Annotated in this window: 19 protein-coding genes and 1 pseudogene; 8 read left to right on the plus strand and 12 right to left on the minus strand. The window is 72.0% G+C overall.

From position 1 onward, the window contains the following. Positions 1 to 118: 118 nt before the first annotated feature. Positions 119 to 460, minus strand: a complete 342-nt coding sequence (gene bldG / locus BJ965_RS17205; protein WP_003991900.1) for an anti-sigma factor antagonist BldG — start codon at positions 458 to 460, stop codon at positions 119 to 121. Positions 461 to 538: 78 nt separating this feature from the next. Between bldG and BJ965_RS17210 the strand changes: the two genes are divergently transcribed. After that, positions 539 to 3,097 carry a DEAD/DEAH box helicase gene (locus BJ965_RS17210; protein ID WP_246545919.1) on the plus strand — a complete coding sequence of 853 codons (2,559 nt, stop codon included), beginning with the start codon at positions 539 to 541 and terminating at the stop codon, positions 3,095 to 3,097. On the opposite strand, the pseudogene BJ965_RS17215 reads toward BJ965_RS17210, so the two are convergent. The 7 genes and pseudogenes from BJ965_RS17215 to ssd all read right to left on the minus strand — a co-directional run. After that, positions 3,024 to 3,434, minus strand: a pseudogene (locus BJ965_RS17215) (Rv3654c family TadE-like protein); the annotation flags it as partial. The gene BJ965_RS17210 and the pseudogene BJ965_RS17215 sit on opposite strands and share 74 nt — an antisense overlap. Then, complete coding sequence (locus BJ965_RS17220) at positions 3,431 to 3,793, minus strand: TadE family type IV pilus minor pilin (RefSeq protein WP_184909484.1); 363 nt, start codon at positions 3,791 to 3,793, stop codon at positions 3,431 to 3,433. The gene BJ965_RS17220 and the pseudogene BJ965_RS17215, both read right to left, overlap by 4 nt. Continuing rightward, entirely contained in the window at positions 3,780 to 3,989 is a 210-nt protein-coding gene (locus BJ965_RS17225; RefSeq protein ID WP_184917239.1) for a DUF4244 domain-containing protein, read from the minus strand. Before BJ965_RS17225 ends, BJ965_RS17220 begins: the two co-directional genes overlap by 14 nt. Positions 3,990 to 4,110: 121 nt before the next feature. Continuing rightward, positions 4,111 to 4,902 (minus strand): type II secretion system F family protein, encoded by a 792-nt coding sequence (locus BJ965_RS17230; protein WP_184909485.1) that lies wholly within the window; start codon positions 4,900 to 4,902, stop codon positions 4,111 to 4,113. Further along, positions 4,899 to 5,747, minus strand: a complete 849-nt coding sequence (locus BJ965_RS17235; RefSeq protein ID WP_184917242.1) for a type II secretion system F family protein — start codon at positions 5,745 to 5,747, stop codon at positions 4,899 to 4,901. Before BJ965_RS17235 ends, BJ965_RS17230 begins: the two co-directional genes overlap by 4 nt. Before the next feature lie 7 nt (positions 5,748 to 5,754). After that, on the minus strand, positions 5,755 to 6,975 hold the full coding sequence (locus BJ965_RS17240; RefSeq protein ID WP_184909486.1) for a TadA family conjugal transfer-associated ATPase: 1,221 nt from the start codon (positions 6,973 to 6,975) through the stop codon (positions 5,755 to 5,757). Beyond that, the gene (gene ssd, locus BJ965_RS17245; protein WP_184909487.1) at positions 6,972 to 8,081 is read right to left on the minus strand and encodes a septum site-determining protein Ssd; all 1,110 of its coding nucleotides are present in this window, start codon (positions 8,079 to 8,081) and stop codon (positions 6,972 to 6,974) included. The genes BJ965_RS17240 and ssd overlap by 4 nt, the downstream gene beginning before the upstream one ends. 573 nt (positions 8,082 to 8,654) lie before the next feature. Here ssd and BJ965_RS17250 point away from each other — a divergent pair. Continuing rightward, on the plus strand, positions 8,655 to 9,488 hold the full coding sequence (locus tag BJ965_RS17250; protein ID WP_184909488.1) for an HAD family hydrolase: 834 nt from the start codon (positions 8,655 to 8,657) through the stop codon (positions 9,486 to 9,488). Positions 9,489 to 9,873: 385 nt separating this feature from the next. Here the strand turns inward: BJ965_RS17250 and BJ965_RS17255 are convergent, their stop codons facing one another. Together BJ965_RS17255 and BJ965_RS17260 are read right to left on the minus strand one after the other, a co-directional pair. Next, positions 9,874 to 10,698 carry an oxidoreductase gene (locus tag BJ965_RS17255; RefSeq protein WP_184909489.1) on the minus strand — a complete coding sequence of 275 codons (825 nt, stop codon included), beginning with the start codon at positions 10,696 to 10,698 and terminating at the stop codon, positions 9,874 to 9,876. Positions 10,699 to 10,857: 159 nt separating this feature from the next. Further along, the gene (locus BJ965_RS17260) at positions 10,858 to 12,150 is read right to left on the minus strand and encodes a hypothetical protein (RefSeq protein ID WP_184909490.1); all 1,293 of its coding nucleotides are present in this window, start codon (positions 12,148 to 12,150) and stop codon (positions 10,858 to 10,860) included. 287 nt (positions 12,151 to 12,437) lie between these two features. On the opposite strand from BJ965_RS17260, the gene BJ965_RS17265 reads away from it, so the two are divergent. The 6 genes from BJ965_RS17265 to BJ965_RS39360 all read left to right on the plus strand — a co-directional run bounded on the left by BJ965_RS17265 (position 12,438) and on the right by BJ965_RS39360 (position 20,510). Further along, a complete protein-coding gene (locus BJ965_RS17265) occupies positions 12,438 to 14,807 on the plus strand; it encodes a bifunctional SulP family inorganic anion transporter/carbonic anhydrase (RefSeq protein WP_184909491.1) in 2,370 nt (789 codons plus the stop codon). 257 nt (positions 14,808 to 15,064) lie between these two features. Next, positions 15,065 to 17,020 carry an acetate--CoA ligase gene (acs, locus tag BJ965_RS17270; protein WP_184909492.1) on the plus strand — a complete coding sequence of 652 codons (1,956 nt, stop codon included), beginning with the start codon at positions 15,065 to 15,067 and terminating at the stop codon, positions 17,018 to 17,020. A 197-nt stretch (positions 17,021 to 17,217) separates the two neighbouring features. Further along, a complete protein-coding gene (gene nhaA, locus BJ965_RS17275) occupies positions 17,218 to 18,654 on the plus strand; it encodes a Na+/H+ antiporter NhaA (RefSeq protein ID WP_184909493.1) in 1,437 nt (478 codons plus the stop codon). 121 nt (positions 18,655 to 18,775) lie between these two features. Then, positions 18,776 to 19,264: a phage holin family protein gene (locus BJ965_RS17280; RefSeq protein WP_184909494.1), complete on the plus strand. Its 489-nt coding sequence runs from the start codon at positions 18,776 to 18,778 to the stop codon at positions 19,262 to 19,264. Then, complete coding sequence (locus tag BJ965_RS17285; RefSeq protein WP_184909495.1) at positions 19,261 to 20,199, plus strand: alpha/beta fold hydrolase; 939 nt, start codon at positions 19,261 to 19,263, stop codon at positions 20,197 to 20,199. The genes BJ965_RS17280 and BJ965_RS17285 overlap by 4 nt, the downstream gene beginning before the upstream one ends. Positions 20,200 to 20,327: 128 nt before the next feature. Beyond that, positions 20,328 to 20,510, plus strand: a complete 183-nt coding sequence (locus tag BJ965_RS39360) for a hypothetical protein (protein WP_078615223.1) — start codon at positions 20,328 to 20,330, stop codon at positions 20,508 to 20,510. 65 nt (positions 20,511 to 20,575) lie between these two features. Here BJ965_RS39360 and BJ965_RS17290 read toward each other — a convergent pair whose 3' ends face one another. Continuing rightward, positions 20,576 to 21,775 carry a MarP family serine protease gene (locus tag BJ965_RS17290; RefSeq protein ID WP_184909496.1) on the minus strand — a complete coding sequence of 400 codons (1,200 nt, stop codon included), beginning with the start codon at positions 21,773 to 21,775 and terminating at the stop codon, positions 20,576 to 20,578. Positions 21,776 to 21,788: 13 nt separating this feature from the next. Continuing rightward, positions 21,789 to 22,484, minus strand: a complete 696-nt coding sequence (locus BJ965_RS17295) for an NUDIX hydrolase (protein ID WP_184909497.1) — start codon at positions 22,482 to 22,484, stop codon at positions 21,789 to 21,791. Between the last annotated feature and the right edge of the window lie 49 nt (positions 22,485 to 22,533).

Consider the following 22,533-nt stretch of genomic DNA (forward strand, 5'->3'; position numbering starts at 1 on the left):
CCCCCTCGCAACTAGCGGGCGTGCTGTCGAGAGGCTCCGGGCCGGCGAAACCCGGGCCCCCTCGGTCTTCACTCTTGCCGAATGTCGGCCGGCCCGGGCACTCGGCCCGGGACCGGTGTCAGTCGGTGGCCGCAACCGCTTCCTCGACCGAGGTGTGAATCGGGAACACCTTGGTGAGGCCGGTGATACGGAAGATCTTCAGAATGCGCTCCTGGTTGCAGACCAGGCGCAGGGAGCCCTCATGGGCACGCACGCGCTTCAGGCCGCCGACCAGTACGCCGAGCCCGGTGGAGTCGAGGAAGTCCACGCCCTCCATGTCGACGACAAGGTGGAAACTGCCGTCGTTCACCAGCTCGACCAACTGCTCGCGCAACTTGGGCGCGGTATATACGTCGATTTCGCCACCGACCCTGACGATCGTGCGATCGCCCATGGTTTCGGTCGACAAGGACAGGTCCACGGATCCTCCAGCACCTTGCTATCGAGCGGTCGCCCTAGGGGCATTCGGCTTCAGCCCCTGGACGCTTCGCCAGCCGCGATGGCATTCAATCACTTACCGGCAGGCGTGCACGACGCCTTGGCTCCATTGTCCGTCACGCCAGTGACACACTCGGTGCCGATGGCCAAGAATCACCGATCCGATCGAACCCCGACGGACCCTGCCTCGCGACCCGCGCCGGGCGCGGTCCTGGACAGGCTCGCGTCCGGCCCCAGCAGGGCTTCTCGCATTACTCATACGGAGCACTTGCCCCCGCGTGAGGGTCGCCATGCCGTCTGGCCGGACCGGATCCGCGCCGAGGTCGTCGCGGCCGTGCGCGCCGCGGGCATCGAACATCCCTGGGCCCACCAGGCACGCGCGGCCGAGCACGCCCTGGACGGCGAGTCGGTCGTCGTCGCCACCGGCACGGCCTCCGGCAAGTCCCTGGCCTACCTCGTGCCGGTCTTCTCCACCCTTCTGGACGGCGCGGAGGCCCCGAACGGCCGCGGCGCGACCACCCTCTACCTGGCCCCCACCAAGGCTCTCGCGGCGGACCAGTGCCGCTCCGTGAAGGAACTTTCACATCCGCTGGGCAATTCCGTGCGCGCAGCCGTGTACGACGGCGATACTCCGTTCGAGGAACGCGAGTGGATCCGGCAGTACGCCAACTACGTCCTGACCAACCCGGACATGCTGCACCGCGGCATCCTGCCGTCCCACCCCCGCTGGGCCTCCTTCCTGAAGGCGCTGAAGTACGTCGTCATCGACGAGTGCCACACCTACCGCGGCGTCTTCGGCTCACACGTCGCCCAAGTGCTGCGCCGGCTGCGCCGTCTGTGTGCCCGCTACGGCGCGTCGCCCGTGTTCCTGCTGGCCTCCGCGACCGCCGCCGAGCCTTCGGTGGCCGCCCGCCGCCTCACCGGCGTGCCGGTCCTGGAAGTGGCCGACGACGCCTCCCCACGCGGTGAACTGGTGTTCGCCCTCTGGGAACCGCCGCTGACCGAACTGCACGGCGAGAAGGGGGCTCCCGTCCGCCGTACCGCCACCGCCGAGGCCGCCGACCTGCTGACCGACCTCACCGTGCAGGGCGTGCGCTCCGTCACCTTCGTCCGTTCCCGGCGCGGCGCCGAGCTGATCTCGGTCATCTCCCAGGAGCGTCTGGCCGAGGTCGACCGGTCGCTGGCCCGGCGTGTCGCGGCGTACCGGGGCGGCTATCTCCCCGAGGAACGACGCGCTCTCGAACAAGCCCTCCATTCGAGTGAACTGCTGGGCCTCGCCGCGACGAACGCCCTCGAACTCGGCATCGACATCTCCGGCCTCGACGCGGTCGTCATCGCCGGCTACCCGGGCACCCGTGCCTCCCTGTGGCAGCAGGCGGGCCGGGCCGGACGGGCCGGGCAGGGGGCGCTGGCCGTCCTGGTCGCCCGCGACGACCCGCTGGACACCTTCCTCGTCCACCACCCCGAGGCCCTGTTCGACCAGCCCGTCGAATCGACCGTCCTCGACCCGGACAACCCCTACGTGCTGGCCCCGCACCTGTGCGCGGCCGCCGCGGAGCTGCCCCTGACGGACGAGGACCTCGCCCTGTTCGGACCTGCCAGCGAGGGCCTCCTGCCCCAGCTGGAGGCCGCGAAGCTGCTGCGCCGCCGCACCAGGGCCTGGCACTGGACCCGCCGCGAGCGCGCCGCCGACCTGACGGACATCCGCGGGGAGGGCGGGCGCCCCATCCAGGTCGTCGAGACCGGAACGGGCCGGCTGCTCGGCACGGTCGACGCCGGCGCCGCGCACTCGACGGTGCACGAGGGAGCGGTCCACCTCCACCAGGGCCGCACGTACCTGGTGCGGTCGCTGGACCTGGAGGACTCCGTCGCCCTCGTCGAGGAGGCCGCCCCGCCGTACTCCACGGTCGCCCGCGACACGACGTCCATTTCCGTCCTGGAGACGGACATCGAGGTCCCGTGGGGCGACGGCCGCCTCTGCTACGGCTCCGTCGAGGTCACCAACCAGGTCGTCTCCTTCCTCCGCAGACGGCTCATCACCGGTGAAGTGCTCGGCGAGACCAAGCTCGAACTCCCTCCCCGTACGCTGCGCACCCGCGCCGTGTGGTGGACCGTCACCGAGGACCAGCTGGACCGGGCCCGGATCAACCCGGAGATCCTCGGGGGCGCCCTGCACGCCGCCGAGCACGCGTCGATCGGCCTGCTGCCCCTCTTCGCGACCTGCGACCGCTGGGACATCGGCGGCGTGTCGATCCCGCTCCACCCCGACACGCTCCTGCCCACGGTCTTCGTCTACGACGGCCATCCGGGTGGCGCGGGCTTCGCGGAGCGCGCCTTCCACACCGCCCGCACCTGGCTGACCGCCACCCGCCAGGCCATCGCCTCCTGCGAGTGCGACGCCGGCTGCCCGTCCTGCATCCAGTCCCCCAAGTGCGGCAACGGCAACGACCCGCTGCACAAGAGGGGGGCGGTGCGGCTCCTCACGGTGCTGCTGGAGGGGGCTCCGGAGGAGAAGGATGGCGCGTCCGAGGAGAAGGAGAGCGCTCCGGAGGAGGAAACGGTGGACGAGGCACCGGTGCGGCCGCCGGCAGAGCCGTCGGAGGCCCCGCCCGCGCCCTGACCTCCGCCGTGAACGGACCCCTTCCCGACGCCGCCGTCACGTCCGAGATCTCCCCGGCGACCTCGCACCGCACGAGCCGCACGCCCTGCGCCCGGGCCACCCGGCCGGCCCGGGCGCAGGCCGCCGAACCACCGTCGGCCCAGTGGTCCGCCGCGGCGAGTGCCGCGAGATCCGCACCGCCCGCCGCCCGATGCCGGACGACAACGGCCTGCCCCAGCGCCAGGACGACCCCGAACACCACACACAGAACGGCGATCGCCCCAACGCTCCACACGGTGGCGGACCCCTGGTCCGCACCGGCGCCCCGAAGACCGGCACACCTCCGGCCCCGTCTCACGTGCCCACCGCCTCCTCCACCGACGCCACGGCCTCCTCGCGCACGGCGGCGAAGGACAGACCGCGCAGCACCGGCGGTTCGGCCACGACGGTCACCCGGACCTGTTCCGTGCCCCGGCTGACCATCACTTTCGCGCCGGGCGGCGCCGCCTCGCGGGTCAGTTTCACGACCGCACCAGGTGGGTCCTGGCGGGCCGCCGCACGCGCACCCGTCCGCGCCGCGTCCACACACTGGATCTGCGCGGCCACGACCAGCAGCCCCCACACCAACGCCATCGCGAACATCACCAGCACGGGCAGCACCACGGCCGACTCCGCCGTGACGAACCCCCGGTCCGCGCCCCGCTCACATCCGCGCATTGAGGGCGTCCTTCACGATGTTCTGGAGTTCCGCACTGACCGGGCCGCTCGTGACGACCTTGTACAGCACCACCGCGAACGCCACCGCCGCGACGATTCCCATCGCGTACTCGGAGGTGACCATTCCCGCGTCCCTCCGTGCCGCCCGCATCCCGCACACCAGGGCACGCATCCGTGCCCGTACCGCCTGATACATCTCAACCCCCGTAGGAAAGAGTCCGAACTTCTGTTGGTCGTCGCTCACTTGCTTCCGGGCCTTCGCCGTCTTCGGCGCTCCTTCGCCTCCTTTCGCCGCTTCGTCGCCTCCCTGCGGCGCGTCATCCACCACCCCCTCCGAGCACCCCGCCCGCGAGTCCGATCACCACGGGCAGCACGCCGACCGCGATGAACGCGGGCAAGAAGCACAGCCCCACCGGCGCGCTCACCATCACGCCCGCCCGGCGGGCCCTGGCCGTCGCGGCCCGGCCCCAGTCGGCCCGGGCCTCCGCGGCGAGCCGGGCGACCGGCACCGCGGCGGGCAGCCCGGACACATCGGCCCGTTCGAGCAGCCTGGCGAGACCTTCGGCACCCTGTACGGCGCCCAACCGCCGCCAGGCCGCGCCCGGTTCACTGCCCAGGCGCACCTCCGCCGCACCCCGGGCAAGGGCGTTGCCGACGGGGCCTCCCAGGGCCTCACCCACCGCCTGGGCCGCGATCACCGGACCGGCGCCCGCCGTGATGCAGGCCGCCAGCAGATCGGCGGCGAGGGGCAGTTGCCGTGCCGCCTCGGCGGGGTCGGGTGCCCCCGGGCCCGCGCCGGCCGTCTCTCGCCTCAACTGCCACCGCCACATCCCCACCGCGCCGGCCAGGCCCACGGCGGTCCCGGCGAGGCCTCCGACCAGCACCCATCCGGCGCACGCGACGCCCATCGGGGCCAACGACGTGCGCGCGATCCCCCGCACGGCCGGCCCCAGGGCGGGAACCGTCGCCTCCCGCGCCCCCGACAGCCCGGTCAGCCGCCGGCGCATCCTCCTGCGGCGCCGCGCCTCCAGCAGCCGGCGCACCAGCCATCCGCAGGCCAGCACGATCCCCACGGCCACCCCCAGCCTGTGGACAACTTCTCCGCTCATGCCGCCGTCTCCGCACCCCGCACGATCCGCCCGACCCACCACAGCCCCAGGCCCTCCAGCACCCCACCGGCCGCCAGACACCCCAGTCCCGCACCGGTGTGCAGCAGGATGCGGAGGGGATCGGCCCCGAGGGCGGTGCCGATGAGGAGCCCGAGGGCCGGCAACCCGGCGAGCATCACCGCCGTGGCCCGGGCGCCCGCCAACTGGGCTCGCAGGTCGGACCGTTGGTCCCGTTCCGCGCGCAGGGCGGCGGCGAGCCGGTCGAGCCCGGCCGCGAGCCCCGCACCCTGGTCCACGGCAACCCGCCAGCAGGCCGCGAGCCCCCGCAGTCCCTCAGCACCCGGTTGCCCTGCCGCCGTGGCGAGCGCATCGGGCACGTCGCCGCCGAACCGCGCCGCCGCAAGCACCGTCGGCTGCGCCTCCGCGAGTCCGCCGCAGTCCCGCGCGGCTCGCAACAGCCCCTCACCCGGCTGGCGCCCGGCCCGCACCTCACCGGCGAGCGCCCCGCACAACGCGATCACCGCGTCGGCTCGGCGCTCCCGGTCCCGCCGCACCTCGCCGGCCAGCCGGGCCCGCCGCAGCAACAGCACCCCGGCCGCCCCGAGGACGACCGGCAGCACCGACGCCCCGAGCACCGCCAACACCAGCCCGGCCACCGGTGACCACCACTCGGGCCGCAGCCGCCCACGGAGCCGCCACGGTCCCCCGGCCATCCACCGCCACCCGGGCGGCCCGCTCCCGACGGCTGCGCCGTCCGCGAACAGCAACCGCGCCCGCCGCGCCGCCTCCTCACGCTCACCCAGCAGCCAGACCGCCGCCCCCATGCACACCACGGCCGCACCCATCGACACCTCAGGCACACGTGTCACGATCCGCCCCCTCCACCACGACCTCACCCGGCCCGCTCGCCTCGCCCCGGAGCAGCCCCCGCAGCCGCTCCCACCCCCGCTCGCGCACGAACGCCTCCGCTCCCCACCGCAGTGCCGGCACCGTCCGCACCAACCCCGACGGGTCCCGCTCCAGCACGTGCACCTCCGCGATCCGCCGTCGTCCGGCCCGGTCGCGCACCAGGTGCAGCACCACGGAGAGGGCGGCCGCCAACTGGCTGTGCAGCGCGGCCCGGTCGAGCCCGGCGGCCGTGCCGAGCGCTTCCAGCCGGGCCGGTACATCGGCAGCGGCGTTGGCGTGCACGGTCCCGCAGCCGCCCTCGTGCCCGGTGTTCAACGCGGCTAGCAGATGAACCACTTCGGGCCCACGCACCTCGCCCACGACCAGCCGGTCGGGCCGCATCCGCAGCGCCTGGCGCACCAGGTCCTCGAGGGTGACCAGGCCCGCACCCTCCTGGTTGGCGGGTCTGGTCTCCAGCCGTACGACATGCGGGTGATCGGGCCGCAGCTCCGCCGAGTCCTCGGCGAGGACGATCCGCTCATCCGGTCCCACCAGTCCGAGCAGGGCACTCAGCAGCGTGGTCTTTCCCGTGCCGGTACCGCCGCTGACCAGGAAGGACAGCCGGGCGTCGAGCAGCGCGCGCAGCATGCGGTCCCCGCCCGGCGGCACCGTGCCCGCCATGACCAGCTCGCCGAGCGTGAAGGCGCGCGGCCGTACCACCCGCAGGGACAGGCAGGCGCAGCCCACCGCCACCGGCGGCAGCACGGCGTGCAGCCGGGTCCCGTCGGGCAGTCGGGCGTCGGCCCACGGGCGGGCGTCGTCCAGCCGACGTCCGGCCACCGCGGCGAGGCGCTGGGCGAGCCGTCGTACCGCTGCCGCGTCCGTGAACCGCACCGACGTCAGCTGCAGTCCGCCGCCGCGGTCCACCCAGACCCGGTCCGGGGCCGACACCAGCACGTCCGTCACCGACGGATCGGCGAGGAGCGGCTCCAGCGGGCCGCTGCCGACCAGCTCGGACCGCAACTGCGCGGCGGCACCCAGGACTTCCGCGTCCCCGAGGACCCGCCCCTGCTCCCGCAGAGCCTGTGCCACGCGCGCGGGGGTCGGCTCGGCCCCGCTCTCGGCCAGCCACCGCCGCACCCCGTCGAGCAGCGCCGCGCCCTCGAGTCCGGCCAGGGTGCTCATGCCGCACCCGCCTCGACGAGCGCCCGCTCCCAGAACTCCGTGCAGAACCGGGCGAGCGGTCCGCGCGGGGTGGCACCCGGAGGCGCCGTGCCCGCGTCCGGGCGCGACAGCCCCGGCTCGTCGGGCACTTCGCCGACCAGGGGCAGGCCGAGCAGCCGCGCCACCTCACGGCCGTCGAGCCCCGGTGGGTAGGGCCCGCGGACCGCCACCCGCAGATCCCGCAGGACCATGCCGACCGCCGAGGCCACCCGCCCCGCGGCAGCGACGGCCCGCAGCTCGGCGGGCACCACCAGCACGCCCACGTCCAGTTGGGTGAGCACCTCGGCGACGCCGTCGTCGATCCGGCGCGGCAGGTCGACCACGACCGTGCCGCCCCGGCGCCGGGCCGCCGCGAGCACGGCACGTACCGCCTGCGGCGGGACCGCGATCCGGTCGCCGCGGTCCCAGCTGAGCACCCGCAGCGAGTGCAGCTCGGGCAGCGACTCCTCCAGGGCTCCCCCGCCGACCCGTCCGCGCGAGGAGGCGAACGCGGGCCAGCGCAGCCCTTCGGCCGTCTCACCGCCGAGGAGAACGTCCAGGCCCCCGCCCAGCGGATCGGCGTCCACGAGGAGGGTGCGCAGTCCCTCCCGCGCGGAGGTGACGGCGAGGGCGCACGCGAGCGTGGACGCTCCGGCCCCGCCCCGGCCGCCGATGACGCCCACGGTGAGAGCGGGCCGGCCGACACCCTCGGCCACGTCGGCGATCCGGTCGACCAGCCACTGCTCGCCGTCGGGCAGCATCAGGACGTGCTCGGCGCCGATCTCGACGGCACGCCGCCACACCCCGGAGTCGTCCTGGTCCCGGCCGACGAGCACGACGCCCCTTCTGCGTACCGCCCCGCGCACCCGGCGCGCGGCGTCGTCGCCGACCAGGACGAGCGGCGCGGCCTCCCAGCTGCCTCTGCGCTCCGGCACCCCGTGGTGCACCTCGGGTGTGGCGCCCGCCGCCGCGCACAGGCGCAGCAGGTCGTCGAGGAGTTCGGTGTCCTCGGTGACGATCAGCGGTCCGCCCTGCCGCCCTCCGGCGGGCGGCGGATCGTGTGTGACGGTTCCGACCACGCTTTCCATCCCCCTTCGCTGCATGACTCGCGCGACAACTGCGGCCCCGCGATTGCCAAACGTGGGAAGAACCGACGAGCGGCCTCCCTGTGAACGGCCGACAGAATCCGGCCAACGCTCCCCGCTACTCGGAACGGGCCATGAACTCGCCGCGAGCGGGGCGCGCTTGAATCACGGTGCAGCCATCCCGGAAATCGTGTGGATCTTGGTGGATAACTGTGGACGCCCCGAGGGTTGTGAATATCGCCGTCACCCATACCGGTGAGCCGCTCAGGCCTCCCGTGCGACTCCCGGAGAGCAGTCCGGCGACTACCCACCGTGACAGATCATGCGCATGACAACACTGTGCCGCAACAGCTTCCAAGCGGCTTTTCAGGGCGCGCGAAGGGGACGAAAACCCATCCGGACATGCGACGACCCCCGCCGGGGGGGAGAGCGGGGGTCGTCCCCACGGCCGACTCGGGGGGGGAGGAGTCGGGCCGGGTTAGCACGGTCGCGAACGATCCGTGACTTCCATGGTGTACCCGAGAGCCTTCTCAGGCAAACCCACGCGCCCCACCTTACGCCGAATGGGCTGCCCCTATGCTCTGGGGCGTGGAAAACCACTCGATGCCCCGCACAGCCGCCTTCTTTGACCTGGACAAGACGGTCATTGCGAAGTCGAGCACGCTCACGTTCAGCAAGTCGTTCTACCAAGGCGGTCTGATCAACCGCCGGGCCGTCTTGCGCACCGCATATGCCCAGTTCGTCTTCCTTGCCGGCGGCGCCGACCACGACCAGATGGAGCGCATGCGCGCATATCTGTCCGCCCTGTGCCGCGGCTGGAACGTGCAGCAGGTCAAGGAGATCGTCGCCGAGACGCTGCACGACCTGATCGACCCGATCATCTACGACGAGGCCGCCTCCCTCATCGAGGAGCACCACACCGCCGGCCGCGACGTCGTGATCGTGTCCACGTCGGGCGCCGAGGTGGTCGAGCCGATCGGCGAGTTGCTGGGCGCGGACCGCGTGGTCGCCACCCGGATGGTCGTGGGCGACGACGGTTGTTTCACCGGCGACGTGGAGTACTACGCGTACGGCCCGACCAAGGCCGAGGCCGTCAGGGAGTTGGCCGAGTCCGAGGGGTACGACCTCAGCCGCTGCTACGCCTACAGCGATTCGGCGACCGATGTGCCGATGCTGGAGTCCGTCGGCCATCCGCACGCCGTGAACCCCGACCGGGCGCTGCGCCGCGAGGCCCTCGCGCGCGGGTGGCCGATCCTGGACTTCCACCGCCCGGTCCGGCTCAAGCAGCGCATTCCCGCGTTCTCCGTGCCGCCGCGCCCGGCGCTCGTGGCGGTCGCGGCGATAGGCGCAGCGGCGGCCACCGCAGGACTCGTCTGGTACGCGAACAAGCGCCGGACCACGGTCGCTTGACCTGCGGCGATGCACAGTTCTACGTGAACCCGAAAGTAAAGAAGTGCGGCCTGGACTTCCGCTCGCACCGGGGCAGGAGTACAAAGGACTCAACGGCCCGCGAGACCAAGGACATCCGAGAGGATCACCTTTTAACGCATTTGGCCCCACGGACCGAGCATGAACACCGGGCACCCACGCGACGTCGACCCGTCGAATACGGGCCAGCCGCACCAGGTGACGGGCAAAGCTCCCGACCTGATGGGCATATATCGAGGACGCTTGGTAACCCGATGCTCATGCCAGCGGCGGTACGAGAACTCGTACCGCCGCATCACTTTTCCGGCCGTGCGATGCCGTGCCGCACCGCGACGTCACACCGCACCGCGATGTCCCGCCCGCATGGTCACGCAGCTCCGCGCTGCAGCGCCTCGCACACCGCCATCGACTCGCGGGCTCCCAGCTCGACGGCCCTGCCGCAGTGGGCGATCCAGGCGGCCACACCCTCAGGGGTACCGGAGACGTACCCGTCGAGGGCCTCCAGGTAGGCGTCGCGCCCCAGCTCCGCGTGACCGACCTCGGCCGCGCAGACCGACTTCGGGTCCAGCCCACTGCCGATGAGGACGATGCGCTCCGCCGTGCGTGCGATGAGGCCGTTGTGGGACGTGAAGGGCCGCAGCGCGAGGAGTTCGCCGTGCACGACGGCGGCCGTCACCAGCGCCGGTGCGGAGCCGCCCGCGATGATCAGTCCGGCAAGCCCGTCCAGCCTGCCGTGCGTCTCGGTGGCGCTCGGCAGCGGCAGCGCGACGAGCGGCTCGTCGACCGGCTCGCCCTCCTTGCGGGGCCGCCCCACCTGGTCGCCCTTGTCCGCGGCCGCCACCAGGTGCAGCCGGGCCAGCACCCGCAGAGGCGACTGCCGCCAGATCGACAGCAGCTGGCCCGCCTCCGCGGTGAGCCGCAGGGCGGCACCCACGGTGCGGGCCTCGTCGTCGCCGCTGAAGTCCGTGCGCCGGCGTACCTCCTCCAGGGCCCAGTCCGCGCCGGACAGCGCGGCCGAGCCACGGGCGCCGCGCAGGGCGGCCTCGGAGGTGATCGCGTTGCTGCGCCGCCGCATGACCCGGTGCCCGTAGACCCGGTCGACGGCCTTGCGGACGGACTCCACGGAATCGGCCACTCCGGGCAGCGCCCCCAGGGCCGCGAGGGGATCGGCGCTCGCGCCTGCTGTACTCATGAGTACGACCCTACGCACCCCGGAGCCCCGCCCCGCGGCGGAGTGGCCTTCTTCACGCGCGCGTGCGCCCGGCCACGTCCGTCCGAAGGGCTCTCCCCATGGCCACCGAAGGGCCACCCCTCGGGCCGCCCTCGGGCCACCCCTCGGGCCGCCGAAGGGCTACCCCTTGGCCGCCGGAGCGCCCGGGACACCCTGCGCCGCAGGAGCACCGGGCACCCCCTTGGGCGCCGGGGCGGGCCGGTCCGACAGGAACGACGCCCAGCCCGCCTTGGGCGCCTGGCCGACCGGCAGGGTGCGCAGCTTCTCCAGCGTCTTCGGGTCCTGGGCGTCCAGCCAGTCCACGAGCTGCCGGAACGAGACGCAGCGCACCTCCTCCTTGGTGCACACCGTCTCGATGACCTCCTCGACGGCCCGCATGTAGGTGCCGCCGTTCCAGGACTCGAAGTGGTTGCCGATGATCAGGGGCGCGCGGTTGCCGTCGTAGGCCCGCGAGAAGCCCTTCAGCAGGCCGTCGCGCATCTGGTCACCCCAGAAGTCGTGCATGGCGGGGTTGCCCTGGGTCTTGGTGCCCGACTGGTTGACCATGAAGTTGTAGTCCATGGTGAGCTGCTCGAAGGAGTGGCCGGGGAACGGCACGAGCTGCATGGACACGTCCCACAGGCCCTGCTTCTTCTTCGGCCAGACCTGGTCGTTCACGCCGCTGGTGTCGTAGCGGAAGCCCAGGTCGCGGGCGGCCCTCATGAAGTTGCGCTGGCCCTCGAGGCAGGGTGTGCGGGCGCCGATGAGCTCCTTGTCGTAGTCGAAGGGCAGGGGGGCCGCGTCCTTCAGGCCGGTGTTGGTCTTCCAGGTCTTCACGAACTGCTTGGCCTGGGAGATCTCGTCCTTCCAGTCCTGGACGGACCACTCACCGACGCCGCCGCCGCTGCCGCAGAAGTGGCCGTTGAAGTGCGTGCCGATCTCGTTGCCCTCGAGCCACGCCAGGCGCAGCTGCTTCGCGGTGGCGGCGATGCCGCGGCGGTCGTTGAAGCCGATGTCGGAGCGGCCCGGGGAGTGCTGCGGGGGCCGGTACCGGTCTCGCTTCTCGCCCGGCAGCATGTACACGCCGCTCAGGAAGTACGTCATGGTCGCGTTGTTCCGCTTGGCCACCTTGCGGAAGTGGGAGAACAGCTTCTGGCTGTCCTCGCCCGCTCCGTCCCAGGAGAAGACGACGAACTGTGGGGGCTTCTGACCGGGCCGCAGGCGTTCCGGTCCGGGCAGGTGCGGCTGGGCGCCGGTGTAGGCGGTGGAGCCGTCTCCGATCAACCGGACGGCACTCTTGGGCGCCTGTGCCGGTGTCGCCTTCTGCGGGTCGGGGGCCTCTTGCCGGGGGGTGCCGGTCGCGCAACCGGCGAGCGATGCGGCGCAGACCGCGGCGATCACTGAACTCGCGGCGATCCTGTGGGTGGCGGCCATGTTCCGCCCACCTTCTTCCTTCTCTCGGGTGCGGACAGCGCCGCCAAATTCGCACGACTTCGAGAAGGAATTAGTACGACAAGCCGATCAAATAGCCACTTCACTCGTCAGAGTGATCTATTCACCCATTTGCCCGTAATGTCTATGCTCGTCCTTTACTCTGCATTACGATCCGTTTACCGAGCGTTGATTCATCCCGCCGATTTACGCCGTGACCGCCGCGACCGAACCCGCCCCGAGCGGGACCCCAGTACGCGACCGCGCAGCCCCGGAGGAGACGGGAAACCATGTCAGCCTGCGTCCCCACACGCGCCGCCGATCCGAACCGAACCGAACGCACCCATCCGCCCCACAGCCCGCCGCCGACCGGACCCCGCCGCTTCAGGATCGCGGGTGCCGATGTGTCGGCCTCGATCGCGGTCTTCCTGATCGCCCTGCCCCTGTCCCTGGGCATCGCCCTCGCCACCGGCGCCCCCCTCCAGGCCGGCCTCGTCGCCGCCGCCGTGGGCGGCCTGGTCGCCGGGCGGCTCGGCGGCTCCCCGCTCCAGGTGAGCGGCCCGGCCGCCGGGCTCACCGTCGTCACCGCCGACCTCATCCAGCGTTACGGCTGGCGGACGACCTGTGCCATCACCGTCCTCGCGGGCCTCGCCCAACTCGGCCTGGGCTGCCTGCGCGTGGCCCGCGGCGCCCTGGCCGTCAGTCCCGCCATCGTGCACGGCATGCTCGCCGGGATCGGTATCACCATCGCCGTCGCCCAGCTGCACATCGTGCTCGGCGGCACACCGCAGAGTTCCGTCCCGGACAACCTCCGGGCGCTTCCCGCCCAGTTGGCGCACATGCGCCCGGCCGCCGTGTCGGTGAGCGTGCTGACCCTGGCGCTGCTGCTGCTCTGGCCGAGACTGCCCGGCCGGGCCGGACGCCTGCTGCGCAAGGTGCCGGCCGCGCTCGTCGCCGTCGCCGGAGCCACCGCGGCCGCCGCCCTCGCCGGGCTGCGCCTGCCCAAGGTCGACCTGCCGTCCTGGAGCAACCACGCCCTGGCCGGGCTGCCCGAGGGCCCCGTGCTCGGCCTGGTGGCCGCCGTGCTCACCACCACGCTGGTGTGCAGTGTGCAGTCGCTGCTCGGCGCGGTCGCCGTGGACAAGCTGGTGGCCGGCCGCCCCGGCCTGTCGACCCGCGTCGGGCGCTCGCAGCTCGACCGCGAGTTGCTCGGGCAGGGCGCCGCCAACATCGTCTCCGGCTCGCTCGGCGGACTGCCCATCGCCGGTGTGGCCGTGCGGAGTTCGGCGAATGTGCACGCGGGCGCGGTCAGCCGGAACTCCACGATGCTGCACGGCGTTCTCGTAGTGATCGCCGCGCTGCTGATGGTCCCGATCCTGGAGCTCATCCCGCTAGCCTCGCTCGCCGCCCTGGTGATGGCCGTCGGCATCCAGATGGTGTCCCTGAACCACATCCGCACGGTGACCCGCCACCGCGAAGTCTGGGTCTACGCCGTCACCACCCTCGGCGTGGTCTCCCTCGGCGTCCTGGAGGGCGTGGCGCTCGGCATCGCCATGGCCGTCGGCGTCGCCCTGCACCGCCTCACCCGCACCCGCATCACGCACGAAGCAGAGGAAGGAGTCCATCACGTACACGTCAGAGGACAGTTGACGTTCCTCGCGGTGCCACGGCTCAGCCGGGTCCTGCATCTCGTGCCCCACGGCGCCGACACGGTCGTCGAGCTGGACGGGTCGTTCATGGACCACGCGGCGTACGAGACATTGCAGGACTGGCAGAAGACGCACACCGCGCAGGGCGGCACCGTGGAGATCACCGGACGGCATCCCGGCACCCGCATCTCCGAGCCCCAGACCTCCGGCGACTGCCGCTGCCGGCCCTGGACACCCTGGCGCAACCACCAGTGCGAAGGCCCCCAGTCCGTACCCCCTGCCGAGAAGAACCCGGACGGGTCGGACCGCTCCGAGCCGGACCCGACGGGCACCAGCGGAACCAGCGGGCACGAACTGGCGCGTGGCATCAGCGCGTTCCAGCGCAACACCGCCCCGCTGGTGCGCAGCGAGCTGGCCCGGCTGGCACGAGAGGGGCAGAAGCCCTCGCAGCTCTTCCTGACCTGCGCCGACTCGCGGCTGGTCACCTCGATGATCACCTCCAGTGGTCCGGGCGACCTGTTCGTCGTGCGCAACGTGGGCAACCTCGTCCCGTGTCCGGGCGAGGAGAGCGGCGACGACTCGGTGGCGGCGGCGATCGAATACGCCGTGGACGTGCTTCAGGTGCGGTCCATCACGGTGTGCGGGCACTCGGGCTGCGGCGCCATGCAGGCCCTGCTCAACTCCGAGCCCGGCGGCGCCCAGACCCCGCTGAAGCGGTGGCTGCGGCACGGGCTGCCGAGCCTGGAGCGCATGGCCGACGGCAATCTGCCCTGGGGCAGGCTGGCCGGACGGTTCCCCGAGGACGCGGTCGAGCAGCTCTGCCTGACGAACGTGGTTCAGCAGCTGGAGCACCTGCGCGCCCACGACTCGGTGGCCCGGGCGCTCCGCGAGGGCGCCCTGGAGCTGCACGGGATGTACTTCCACGTGGGCGAGGCCGAGTCCTTCCTGCTCACCGAGACGGAGAGCGGCGGCGCCTTCGACCGCGTACGGGAGTCGGATCTGACGGCCTGAGGCCGGCGCCGGACGAGGGTGTGCCCCCGATCGACAGCCGGGGCACACCCCGCGGCCCGGCGAGCGGCAAGCGGGGTGACGGGCAGCAGACGCACTGAACTTTCCCTGGTCGGCGTCCGTGGGTACGGATGACGCCGGTCCCCGACAGACCGTCCAACAGGTCTAAACCAATCGGCGGTCGGCCCTTGTCATCGCACCCCCGGGTCTGATGAGCTGTGGCCTGGGACACAACGGACACCCTGGGAAAGGCAGATGCCGTGAGCAATGAAAGCCTGGCCAACCTCTTGAAGGAGGAGCGACGCTTCGCGCCCCCCGCCGACCTGGCCGCGAACGCCAATGTCACCGCGGAGGCGTATGAACAGGCCAAGGCTGACAGGCTCGGCTTCTGGGCCGAGCAGGCCCGTCGGCTGACCTGGGCCAAGGAGCCCACCGAGACGCTGGACTGGTCGAACCCGCCGTTCGCCAAGTGGTTCAAGGACGGCGAGCTCAACGTCGCCTACAACTGCGTCGACCGCCATGTGGAGGCCGGGCACGGCGACCGGGTCGCCATCCACTTCGAGGGCGAGCCGGGCGACAGCCGCGCGATCACCTACGCCGAGCTCAAGGACGAGGTCTCCAAGGCCGCCAACGCCCTGCTGGAGCTAGGAGTCCAGGCGGGCGACCGGGTCGCCGTCTACATGCCGATGATCCCCGAGACGGCCGTCGCGATGCTGGCCTGCGCCCGGATCGGCGCCGCGCACTCGGTCGTCTTCGGCGGTTTCTCCTCAGACGCGCTCGCCACCCGCATCCAGGACGCCGACGCGCGCGTGATCATCACCTCCGACGGTGGCTACCGGCGCGGCAAGCCGTCCGCGCTCAAGCCTGCCGTGGACGAGGCCGTCGAGAAGGCGGGCATCGTCGAGCACGTCCTGGTCGTGCGCCGCACGGGCCAGGAGGTCGCCTTCACCGAGGGCCGCGACGTGTGGTGGCACGACCTGGTGGGACGGCAGAGCGCGGAGCACACCCCGCAGGCGTTCGACGCCGAGCACCCGCTGTTCATCCTCTACACCTCGGGCACCACGGGTAAGCCGAAGGGCATCCTGCACACCTCCGGCGGCTACCTCACGCAGACCGCCTACACCCACCACGCCGTCTTCGACCTCAAGCCGGAGACCGACGTCTACTGGTGCACCGCCGATGTCGGCTGGGTCACCGGCCACTCGTACATCGTCTACGGGCCGCTGGCGAACGGCGCGACGCAGGTCATGTACGAGGGCACGCCCGACACCCCGCACCAGGGCCGCTTCTGGGAGATCGTGCAGAAGTACGGGGTCACGATCCTGTACACCGCGCCGACCGCGATCCGTACGTTCATGAAGTGGGGCGACGACATCCCCGCCAAGTTCGACCTGTCCAGCCTGCGCGTGCTGGGCTCGGTGGGCGAGCCGATCAACCCCGAGGCGTGGATCTGGTACCGCAAGAACATCGGCGGCGACCGCACCCCGGTCGTCGACACCTGGTGGCAGACCGAGACCGGTTCGATGATGATCACCCCGCTGCCGGGCGTGACCGCCACCAAGCCCGGCTCCGCGCAGACGCCGCTGCCCGGCATCTCCGCGACGGTCGTCGACGACGAGGCGAACGAGGTGCCGAACGGCGGTGGCGGCTACCTGGTGCTGACCGAGCCGTGGCCGTCGATGCTGCGCACCATCTGGGGCGACGACCAGCGCTTCATCGACACGTACTGGTCGCGATTCGAGGGCAAGTACTTCGCCGGTGACGGCGCCAAGAGGGACGACGACGGCGACATCTGGCTGCTCGGCCGGGTCGACGACGTCATGCTCGTGTCCGGGCACAACATCTCCACCACCGAGGTCGAGTCGGCGCTCGTCTCACACCCCTCGGTCGCCGAGGCGGCCGTGGTCGGCGCGGCGGACGAGACGACCGGGCAGGCCATCGTCGCGTTCGTGATCCTGCGCGGCACGGCCTCGGAGACCGAGACCCTGGTCGCCGAGCTGCGCACGCATGTCGGCAACACCCTCGGCCCGATCGCCAAGCCGAAGCGGATCCTGCCGGTGGCCGAGCTGCCCAAGACCCGCTCCGGCAAGATCATGCGCCGGCTGCTGCGGGACGTCGCCGAGAACCGTCAGCTGGGGGACGTCACCACGCTGACCGACTCCACGGTCATGGACCTCATCCAGACCAAGCTGCCCGCCGCGCCCAGCGAGGACTGATCGCGGCACCGGCATGACGAATCCGGCGGAGGGCACCCGATCACCGGGTGCTCTCCGCCGGAGCGTCCCCGCGGCGGAGGCCGCCGGATGCGCACGGCCGTACGCTTACCTAAACTAAGCAAAACAAGTGCTCCATGGTGCGCCGGGAAGTCTGGTCGGCATGTGTTCCGTCCTGCCCACCGACCGGAGGTTTCCCCGTGACCGCGCCCCGCTCCACCACCCCCCGCAAGGTCCTCGGCCGGCTGTCGCTGCCCGAGCGGACCTACGTGGCGGACGCGCTGCGCACCGAGACCGTCGGCGGGGTGCTGCTGCTCGCCGCCGCGGTCACCGCGCTGCTCTGGGCGAACATCCCCGCGCTGCACGACAGCTACGAGAACGTCTCCCACTTCCACGTGGGTCCCGCCGCCCTCGGCCTGGACCTGTCGATCGCGCACTGGGCCGCCGACGGGCTGCTGGCGATCTTCTTCTTCGTCGCCGGAATCGAGCTCAAGCGCGAACTCGTCGCGGGCGACCTGCGCGACCCGAAGGCCGCAGCGCTCCCGGTCGTCGCCGCCCTCTGCGGCATGGCCGTACCGGCCCTCGTCTACACCGTCACCGCCGTGGCCGGCGGGGGCTCCCTGGCCGGCTGGGCCGTGCCGACCGCCACCGACATCGCCTTCGCGCTCGCCGTGCTCGCCGTGATCGGCACCTCCCTGCCGAGCGCACTGCGGGCCTTTCTGCTCACGCTCGCCGTGGTCGACGACCTCTTCGCGATCCTGATCATCGCGGTGTTCTTCACCTCCGACCTGAACTTCGCCGCGCTCGGCGGCGCCGTCGCCGGTCTGGTGCTCTTCTGGCTGCTGCTGCGCAAGGGCGTACGCGGCTGGTACGTGTACGTGCCGCTCGCCCTCGTCGTCTGGGCGCTGATGTACAACAGCGGCATCCACGCCACCATCGCCGGCGTCGCCATGGGCCTGATGCTGCGCTGCCACCGCCACGAGGGCGAGGACCACTCCCCCGGCGAGCGCATCGAGCACCTCGTGCGGCCCCTCTCGGCAGGGCTGGCCGTTCCGCTGTTCGCGCTGTTCAGCGCGGGCGTGGCGGTGTCCGGCGGGGCGCTCGCCGATGTGTTCACCACACCCGAGACGCTCGGCGTCGTCCTCGGGCTCGTCGTCGGCAAGGTGCTCGGCATCTTCGGCGGCACCTGGCTGACGGCCCGTTTCACCCGCGCCTCGCTCAGCGACGACCTCGCCTGGGCGGACGTGTTCGCGGTGGCGAGTCTCGCCGGCATCGGCTTCACCGTGTCCCTGCTCATCGGCGAACTCGCCTTCGCCGGCGACCAGACGATGACCAACGAGGTCAAGGCCGCCGTCCTACTGGGCTCGCTCATCGCCGCGACACTCGCGACCGTCCTGCTGAAGATCCGCAACGCCAAGTACCGCCGCCTGTGGGAGGACGAGGAGCGCGACGAGGACGCCGACGGCATCCCGGACGTCTACGAGGAGGACGACCCGGCCTACCACTTGCGGCTCGCCGCGCTGTACGAGCGCAAGGCCGCCGACCACCGCCGGATCGCCCAGGAGAAGGCAGCGGCGCGCCACGGGCTTGCCGAAGTACCGGGCGGGGCAGGCGAGGACCACCACCGTCCGGCATGATCTGACGAGACGGTACAAAAGACGGGTCCGTACGCGGTCATGCCGTGCGCAGTCGGACGACTGCGCACGGGTCGGACAGAAGACGCGGACATCGGACCGTACGCAGAAGAGGGAGACCGCGATGAGCGCACCCGACGGCAGCCCGGTCGGCGCCGAACGCAGCATCGGCCAGCTGTTCGCCTCGGCGACGGCGGAAATGTCGGCGCTGGTGCACGACGAGATCGCGCTGGCGAAGGCGCAGCTCAAGCAGGACGTGAAACGCGGCGCAACCAGCGGCGGCGCCTTCTCGGCGGCCGGCGCGGTGCTGATCTTCTCCCTGCCGATGCTGAACTTCGCGCTGGCGTACGGCATCCGCACCTGGAGCGACTGGAACCTCGCGGTCTGCTTCCTGCTGTCGTTCGCGGCGAACGTGCTGGTCGCGGGCGTCCTCGCGCTGGTCGGCGTGACCTTCGCGAAGAAGGCCAAGAAGAGCAAGGGCCCGCAGAAGGTCGCCGCGTCGATGAAGGAGACTGCGGTCGTGCTGCAGAAGGCCAAGCCGCACCCGCGGCCGGAGCTCCCGCAGGACCGGGTCCCCGAGGCCATCGAGGCTGTGGCACGCTCGTCCTCATGACGGACCCCGCCCCTTCCCCGGCACAACCGGCCTCGGCCGTACTCCTGGACGGCCCCTGGAGCCACCGCGACGTGGCCGCCAACGGCGCCCGCTTCCACATCGCCGAGCTGGGGGACGGGCCGCTGGTCCTGCTGCTGCACGGTTTCCCGCAGTTCTGGTGGACCTGGCGCCACCAGCTGGTGGCGCTCGCCGACGCCGGCTTCCGGGCCGTCGCCATGGACCTGCGGGGTGTCGGCGGCAGCGACCGCACCCCGCGCGGCTACGACCCCGCCAACCTCGCGCTCGACGTCACCGGCGTCATCCGCTCCCTCGGCGAGTCCGACGCCGCGCTGGTCGGCCATGACCTCGGCGGATATCTCGCGTGGACCGCCGCCGCGATGCGTCCCAAGCTGGTGCGGCGGCTGGCGGTCTCCTCCATGCCGCACCCGCGGCGCTGGCGCTCGGCCATGCTGAGGGACGTCAAGCAGAGCCGCGCCGGTTCACACATCTGGGGGTTCCAGCGGCCCTGGATCCCGGAGCGGCAGCTCACCGCCGACGACGGGGCTCTCGTCGCGGAGCTGATCCAGGACTGGTCCGGGCCGCGCCCGCCCGAGGACGAGGCGCTGCAGACGTACCGCCGCGCCATGTGCATCCCCTCCGCGGCGCACTGCGCGGTCGAGCCGTACCGCTGGATGGTGCGCTCCCTCGCCCGCCCGGACGGCATCCAGTTCAACCGGCGGATGAAGCGGCCCGTGCGCGTGCCGACGCTGCATCTGCACGGCTCGCTCGACCCCGTGATGCGCACCCGCAGCGCGGCCGGGTCCGGCGAGTACGTCGAAGCCCCTTACCGCTGGCGCCTGTTCGACGGCCTCGGGCACTTCCCGCACGAGGAGGACCCGGTCGCGTTCTCCTCGGAACTCATCAACTGGCTGCGGGATCCCGAACCCGACCGGTGACCGGCCGGCCCCGCCCCGTCACCGGCACGTGAACGCTTGTCTGACGAACGGCCAATTGCCTGGCGCATAGGCCAATTGGACGCCCCGGGAGCGGTTATCGACCATGGGGCGGGGGCACACGTCGGGGTATGGGCTGGACGCACGACTACAGTGACGCAACCCGCAATCGCCGCTCGGCGGGCGGTGCGAACCCCCACCAGCGAAGCGGCGCACCGCAGATGGCGACCGCGGACCCCCGGGTAGGGATTCCGCGTATCCTCCGCCGCCGGGCCCGCTGGGTCTCCGTACGTCTGCGCCACACTCGCGACTGAGGCACCGCTCGCGCGAGTGACACCCCGCCATCTGCCGCTCCGGGGCCGCCCCGGAGCCGCCCGGCCTACAGGGCGCAGCTGTCGCTGCCCACCTGCTGGGCGGCGGCGCGCCCCTTGGTGATGTCCTCCCGGATCTCGTCGACGGTCAGCGCGTATCCCGTCTCGGCGTCGTCGAGCGACTTGGCGAAGACGACGCCGTAGACCTTGCCGTCGGGGGTGAGCAGCGGGCCGCCGGAGTTGCCCTGACGGACGGTCGCGAAGAGGGAGTAGACGTCGCGGCGGACCGTGCCGCGGTGGTAGATGTCCGGGCCGTTGGCGGTGATGCGGCCGCGCACGCGGGCGGCTCGCACGTCGTACGCCCCGTTCTCCGGGAAGCCCGCGACGATCGCACCGTTGCCGCTGCTCGCGTCCTTCTCGGTGAACCGCAGGACGGGCGCCTTCAGATCCGGCACGTCGAGGACGGCGATGTCACGCCGCCAGTCGTAGAGCACGACCTTGGCGTCGTACTTCCTGCCCTCGCCGCCTATCTGCACGGTCGGCTCGTCGACTCCGCCCACCACGTGCGCGTTGGTCATCACGCGACGGTCGGAGAAGACGAAGCCGGTGCCCTCCAGGACTTTGCCGCAGCTCGGGGCCGTGCCCATGACCTTGACGATGGAGCGCTGGGCGCTGTGTGCCACGGGGCTGTTCGCCAACGCCGGGTCGGGCGGCTGGACGTCGGTGATCGGCTCGTTGGAGAAGGGGCTGAAGACCTGTGGGAAGCCGTTCTGCGCGAGGACGGAGGAGAAGTCCGCGAACCAGGTGGCCGCCTGGTCCGGCAGGGCCTGCGAGACGCCCAGCAGCACCTTGGAGCTGCGGACCTCCTTGCCGAGGGTCGGCAGAGTGGTGCCCGCGAGGGCCGAGCCGATCAGCCAGGCGACCAGGAGCATCGCCACGACGTTGACCAGGGCGCCACCGGTGGCATCGAGGGCCCGGGCCGGGGACCAGGTGATGTGCCGGCGCAGCTTGTTGCCGAGGTGGGTGGTCAGGGCCTGGCCGACGGAGGCGCAGACGATGACGACGACGACCGCGACGACGGCGGCGGTCGTGTTCACCTCCGCCTTGTCCGTCAGCGCGTCCCAGATGACGGGCAGCACGTAGACCGCGACGAGGCCGCCGCCCAGGAAGCCGATCACCGACAGGATGCCGACGACGAACCCCTGGCGGTACCCCACGACCGCGAACCACACGGCGGCGACCAGCAACAAGATGTCCAGCACGTTCACGGAGGCCACCCTGTCATGCGCGCCAGTCGAGCGGGACCTGCTTCTCGCGGTCCCAGGGCCGCTCCCAGCCCGCGAAGTGCAGCAGCCGGTCGATGATTCCGGCCGTGAAACCCCAGACCAGGGCCGATTCGACCAGAAACGCCGGACCTTGGTGGCCGCTGGGGTGGACGGTGGTCGCTCGGTTGGCGGGATCCGTGAGATCCACCACGGGGACGGTGAAGACCCGGGCGGTCTCGTTCGGGTCGACGACTCCGACCGGGGTCGGCTCGCGCCACCAGCCCAGCACGGGTGTGACGACGAAGCCGCTGACCGGGATGTAGAGCCGAGGCAGGACGCCGAAGAGCTGGACGCCCGAGGGGTCGAGGCCGGTCTCCTCCTCCGCCTCGCGCAGGGCGGCCCGCAGCGGGCCATCGCCGTACGGGTCGCCGTCCTCCGGGTCGAGGGCGCCGCCCGGGAAGGAAGGCTGGCCGGCGTGCGAGCGCAGGGAGCTCGCCCGCTCCATGAGCAGCAACTCCGGGCCGTGCGTCCCTTCACCGAACAGGACCAGCACGGCGGACTGCCGCCCCGCCCCGTCCTCCGGCGGCAGGAACCGGCTCAGCTGCCGCGGCCGGACGGTCTCCACGGCGTGCACCACCGGGTCCAGCCAGCCGGGCAGGCCGTCCTTGCTCAACGCCACCCGGCCGCCCTGTGTGTCGCTCGCACGCGTCATCGCCACCCCCGTCGTCCTGCCGCGTCCAACGCACGACGGGCCCGAGATC

This window comes from Streptomyces luteogriseus, from assembly GCF_014205055.1.
Lineage (GTDB): Bacteria > Actinomycetota > Actinomycetes > Streptomycetales > Streptomycetaceae > Streptomyces > Streptomyces luteogriseus.

Bases quoted from the DNA above. Each gene is read 5' to 3' on its own strand.
- BJ965_RS17210 (WP_246545919.1), top strand. From the start codon at position 539: ATGGCATTCAATCACTTACCGGCAGGCGTGCACGACGCCTTGGCTCCA.
- BJ965_RS17220 (WP_184909484.1), bottom strand. From the start codon at position 3,793: ATGCGCGGATGTGAGCGGGGCGCGGACCGGGGGTTCGTCACGGCGGAG.
- BJ965_RS17225 (WP_184917239.1), bottom strand. From the start codon at position 3,989: ATGTATCAGGCGGTACGGGCACGGATGCGTGCCCTGGTGTGCGGGATG.
- BJ965_RS17230 (WP_184909485.1), bottom strand. From the start codon at position 4,902: ATGAGCGGAGAAGTTGTCCACAGGCTGGGGGTGGCCGTGGGGATCGTG.
- BJ965_RS17235 (WP_184917242.1), bottom strand. From the start codon at position 5,747: ATGGGTGCGGCCGTGGTGTGCATGGGGGCGGCGGTCTGGCTGCTGGGT.
- BJ965_RS17240 (WP_184909486.1), bottom strand. From the start codon at position 6,975: ATGAGCACCCTGGCCGGACTCGAGGGCGCGGCGCTGCTCGACGGGGTG.
- ssd (WP_184909487.1), bottom strand. From the start codon at position 8,081: ATGGAAAGCGTGGTCGGAACCGTCACACACGATCCGCCGCCCGCCGGA.
- BJ965_RS17250 (WP_184909488.1), top strand. From the start codon at position 8,655: ATGCTCTGGGGCGTGGAAAACCACTCGATGCCCCGCACAGCCGCCTTC.
- BJ965_RS17255 (WP_184909489.1), bottom strand. From the start codon at position 10,698: ATGAGTACAGCAGGCGCGAGCGCCGATCCCCTCGCGGCCCTGGGGGCG.
- BJ965_RS17260 (WP_184909490.1), bottom strand. From the start codon at position 12,150: ATGGCCGCCACCCACAGGATCGCCGCGAGTTCAGTGATCGCCGCGGTC.
- BJ965_RS17265 (WP_184909491.1), top strand. From the start codon at position 12,438: ATGTCAGCCTGCGTCCCCACACGCGCCGCCGATCCGAACCGAACCGAA.
- BJ965_RS17280 (WP_184909494.1), top strand. From the start codon at position 18,776: ATGAGCGCACCCGACGGCAGCCCGGTCGGCGCCGAACGCAGCATCGGC.
- BJ965_RS17285 (WP_184909495.1), top strand. From the start codon at position 19,261: ATGACGGACCCCGCCCCTTCCCCGGCACAACCGGCCTCGGCCGTACTC.
- BJ965_RS39360 (WP_078615223.1), top strand. From the start codon at position 20,328: ATGGGCTGGACGCACGACTACAGTGACGCAACCCGCAATCGCCGCTCG.
- BJ965_RS17295 (WP_184909497.1), bottom strand. From the start codon at position 22,484: ATGACGCGTGCGAGCGACACACAGGGCGGCCGGGTGGCGTTGAGCAAG.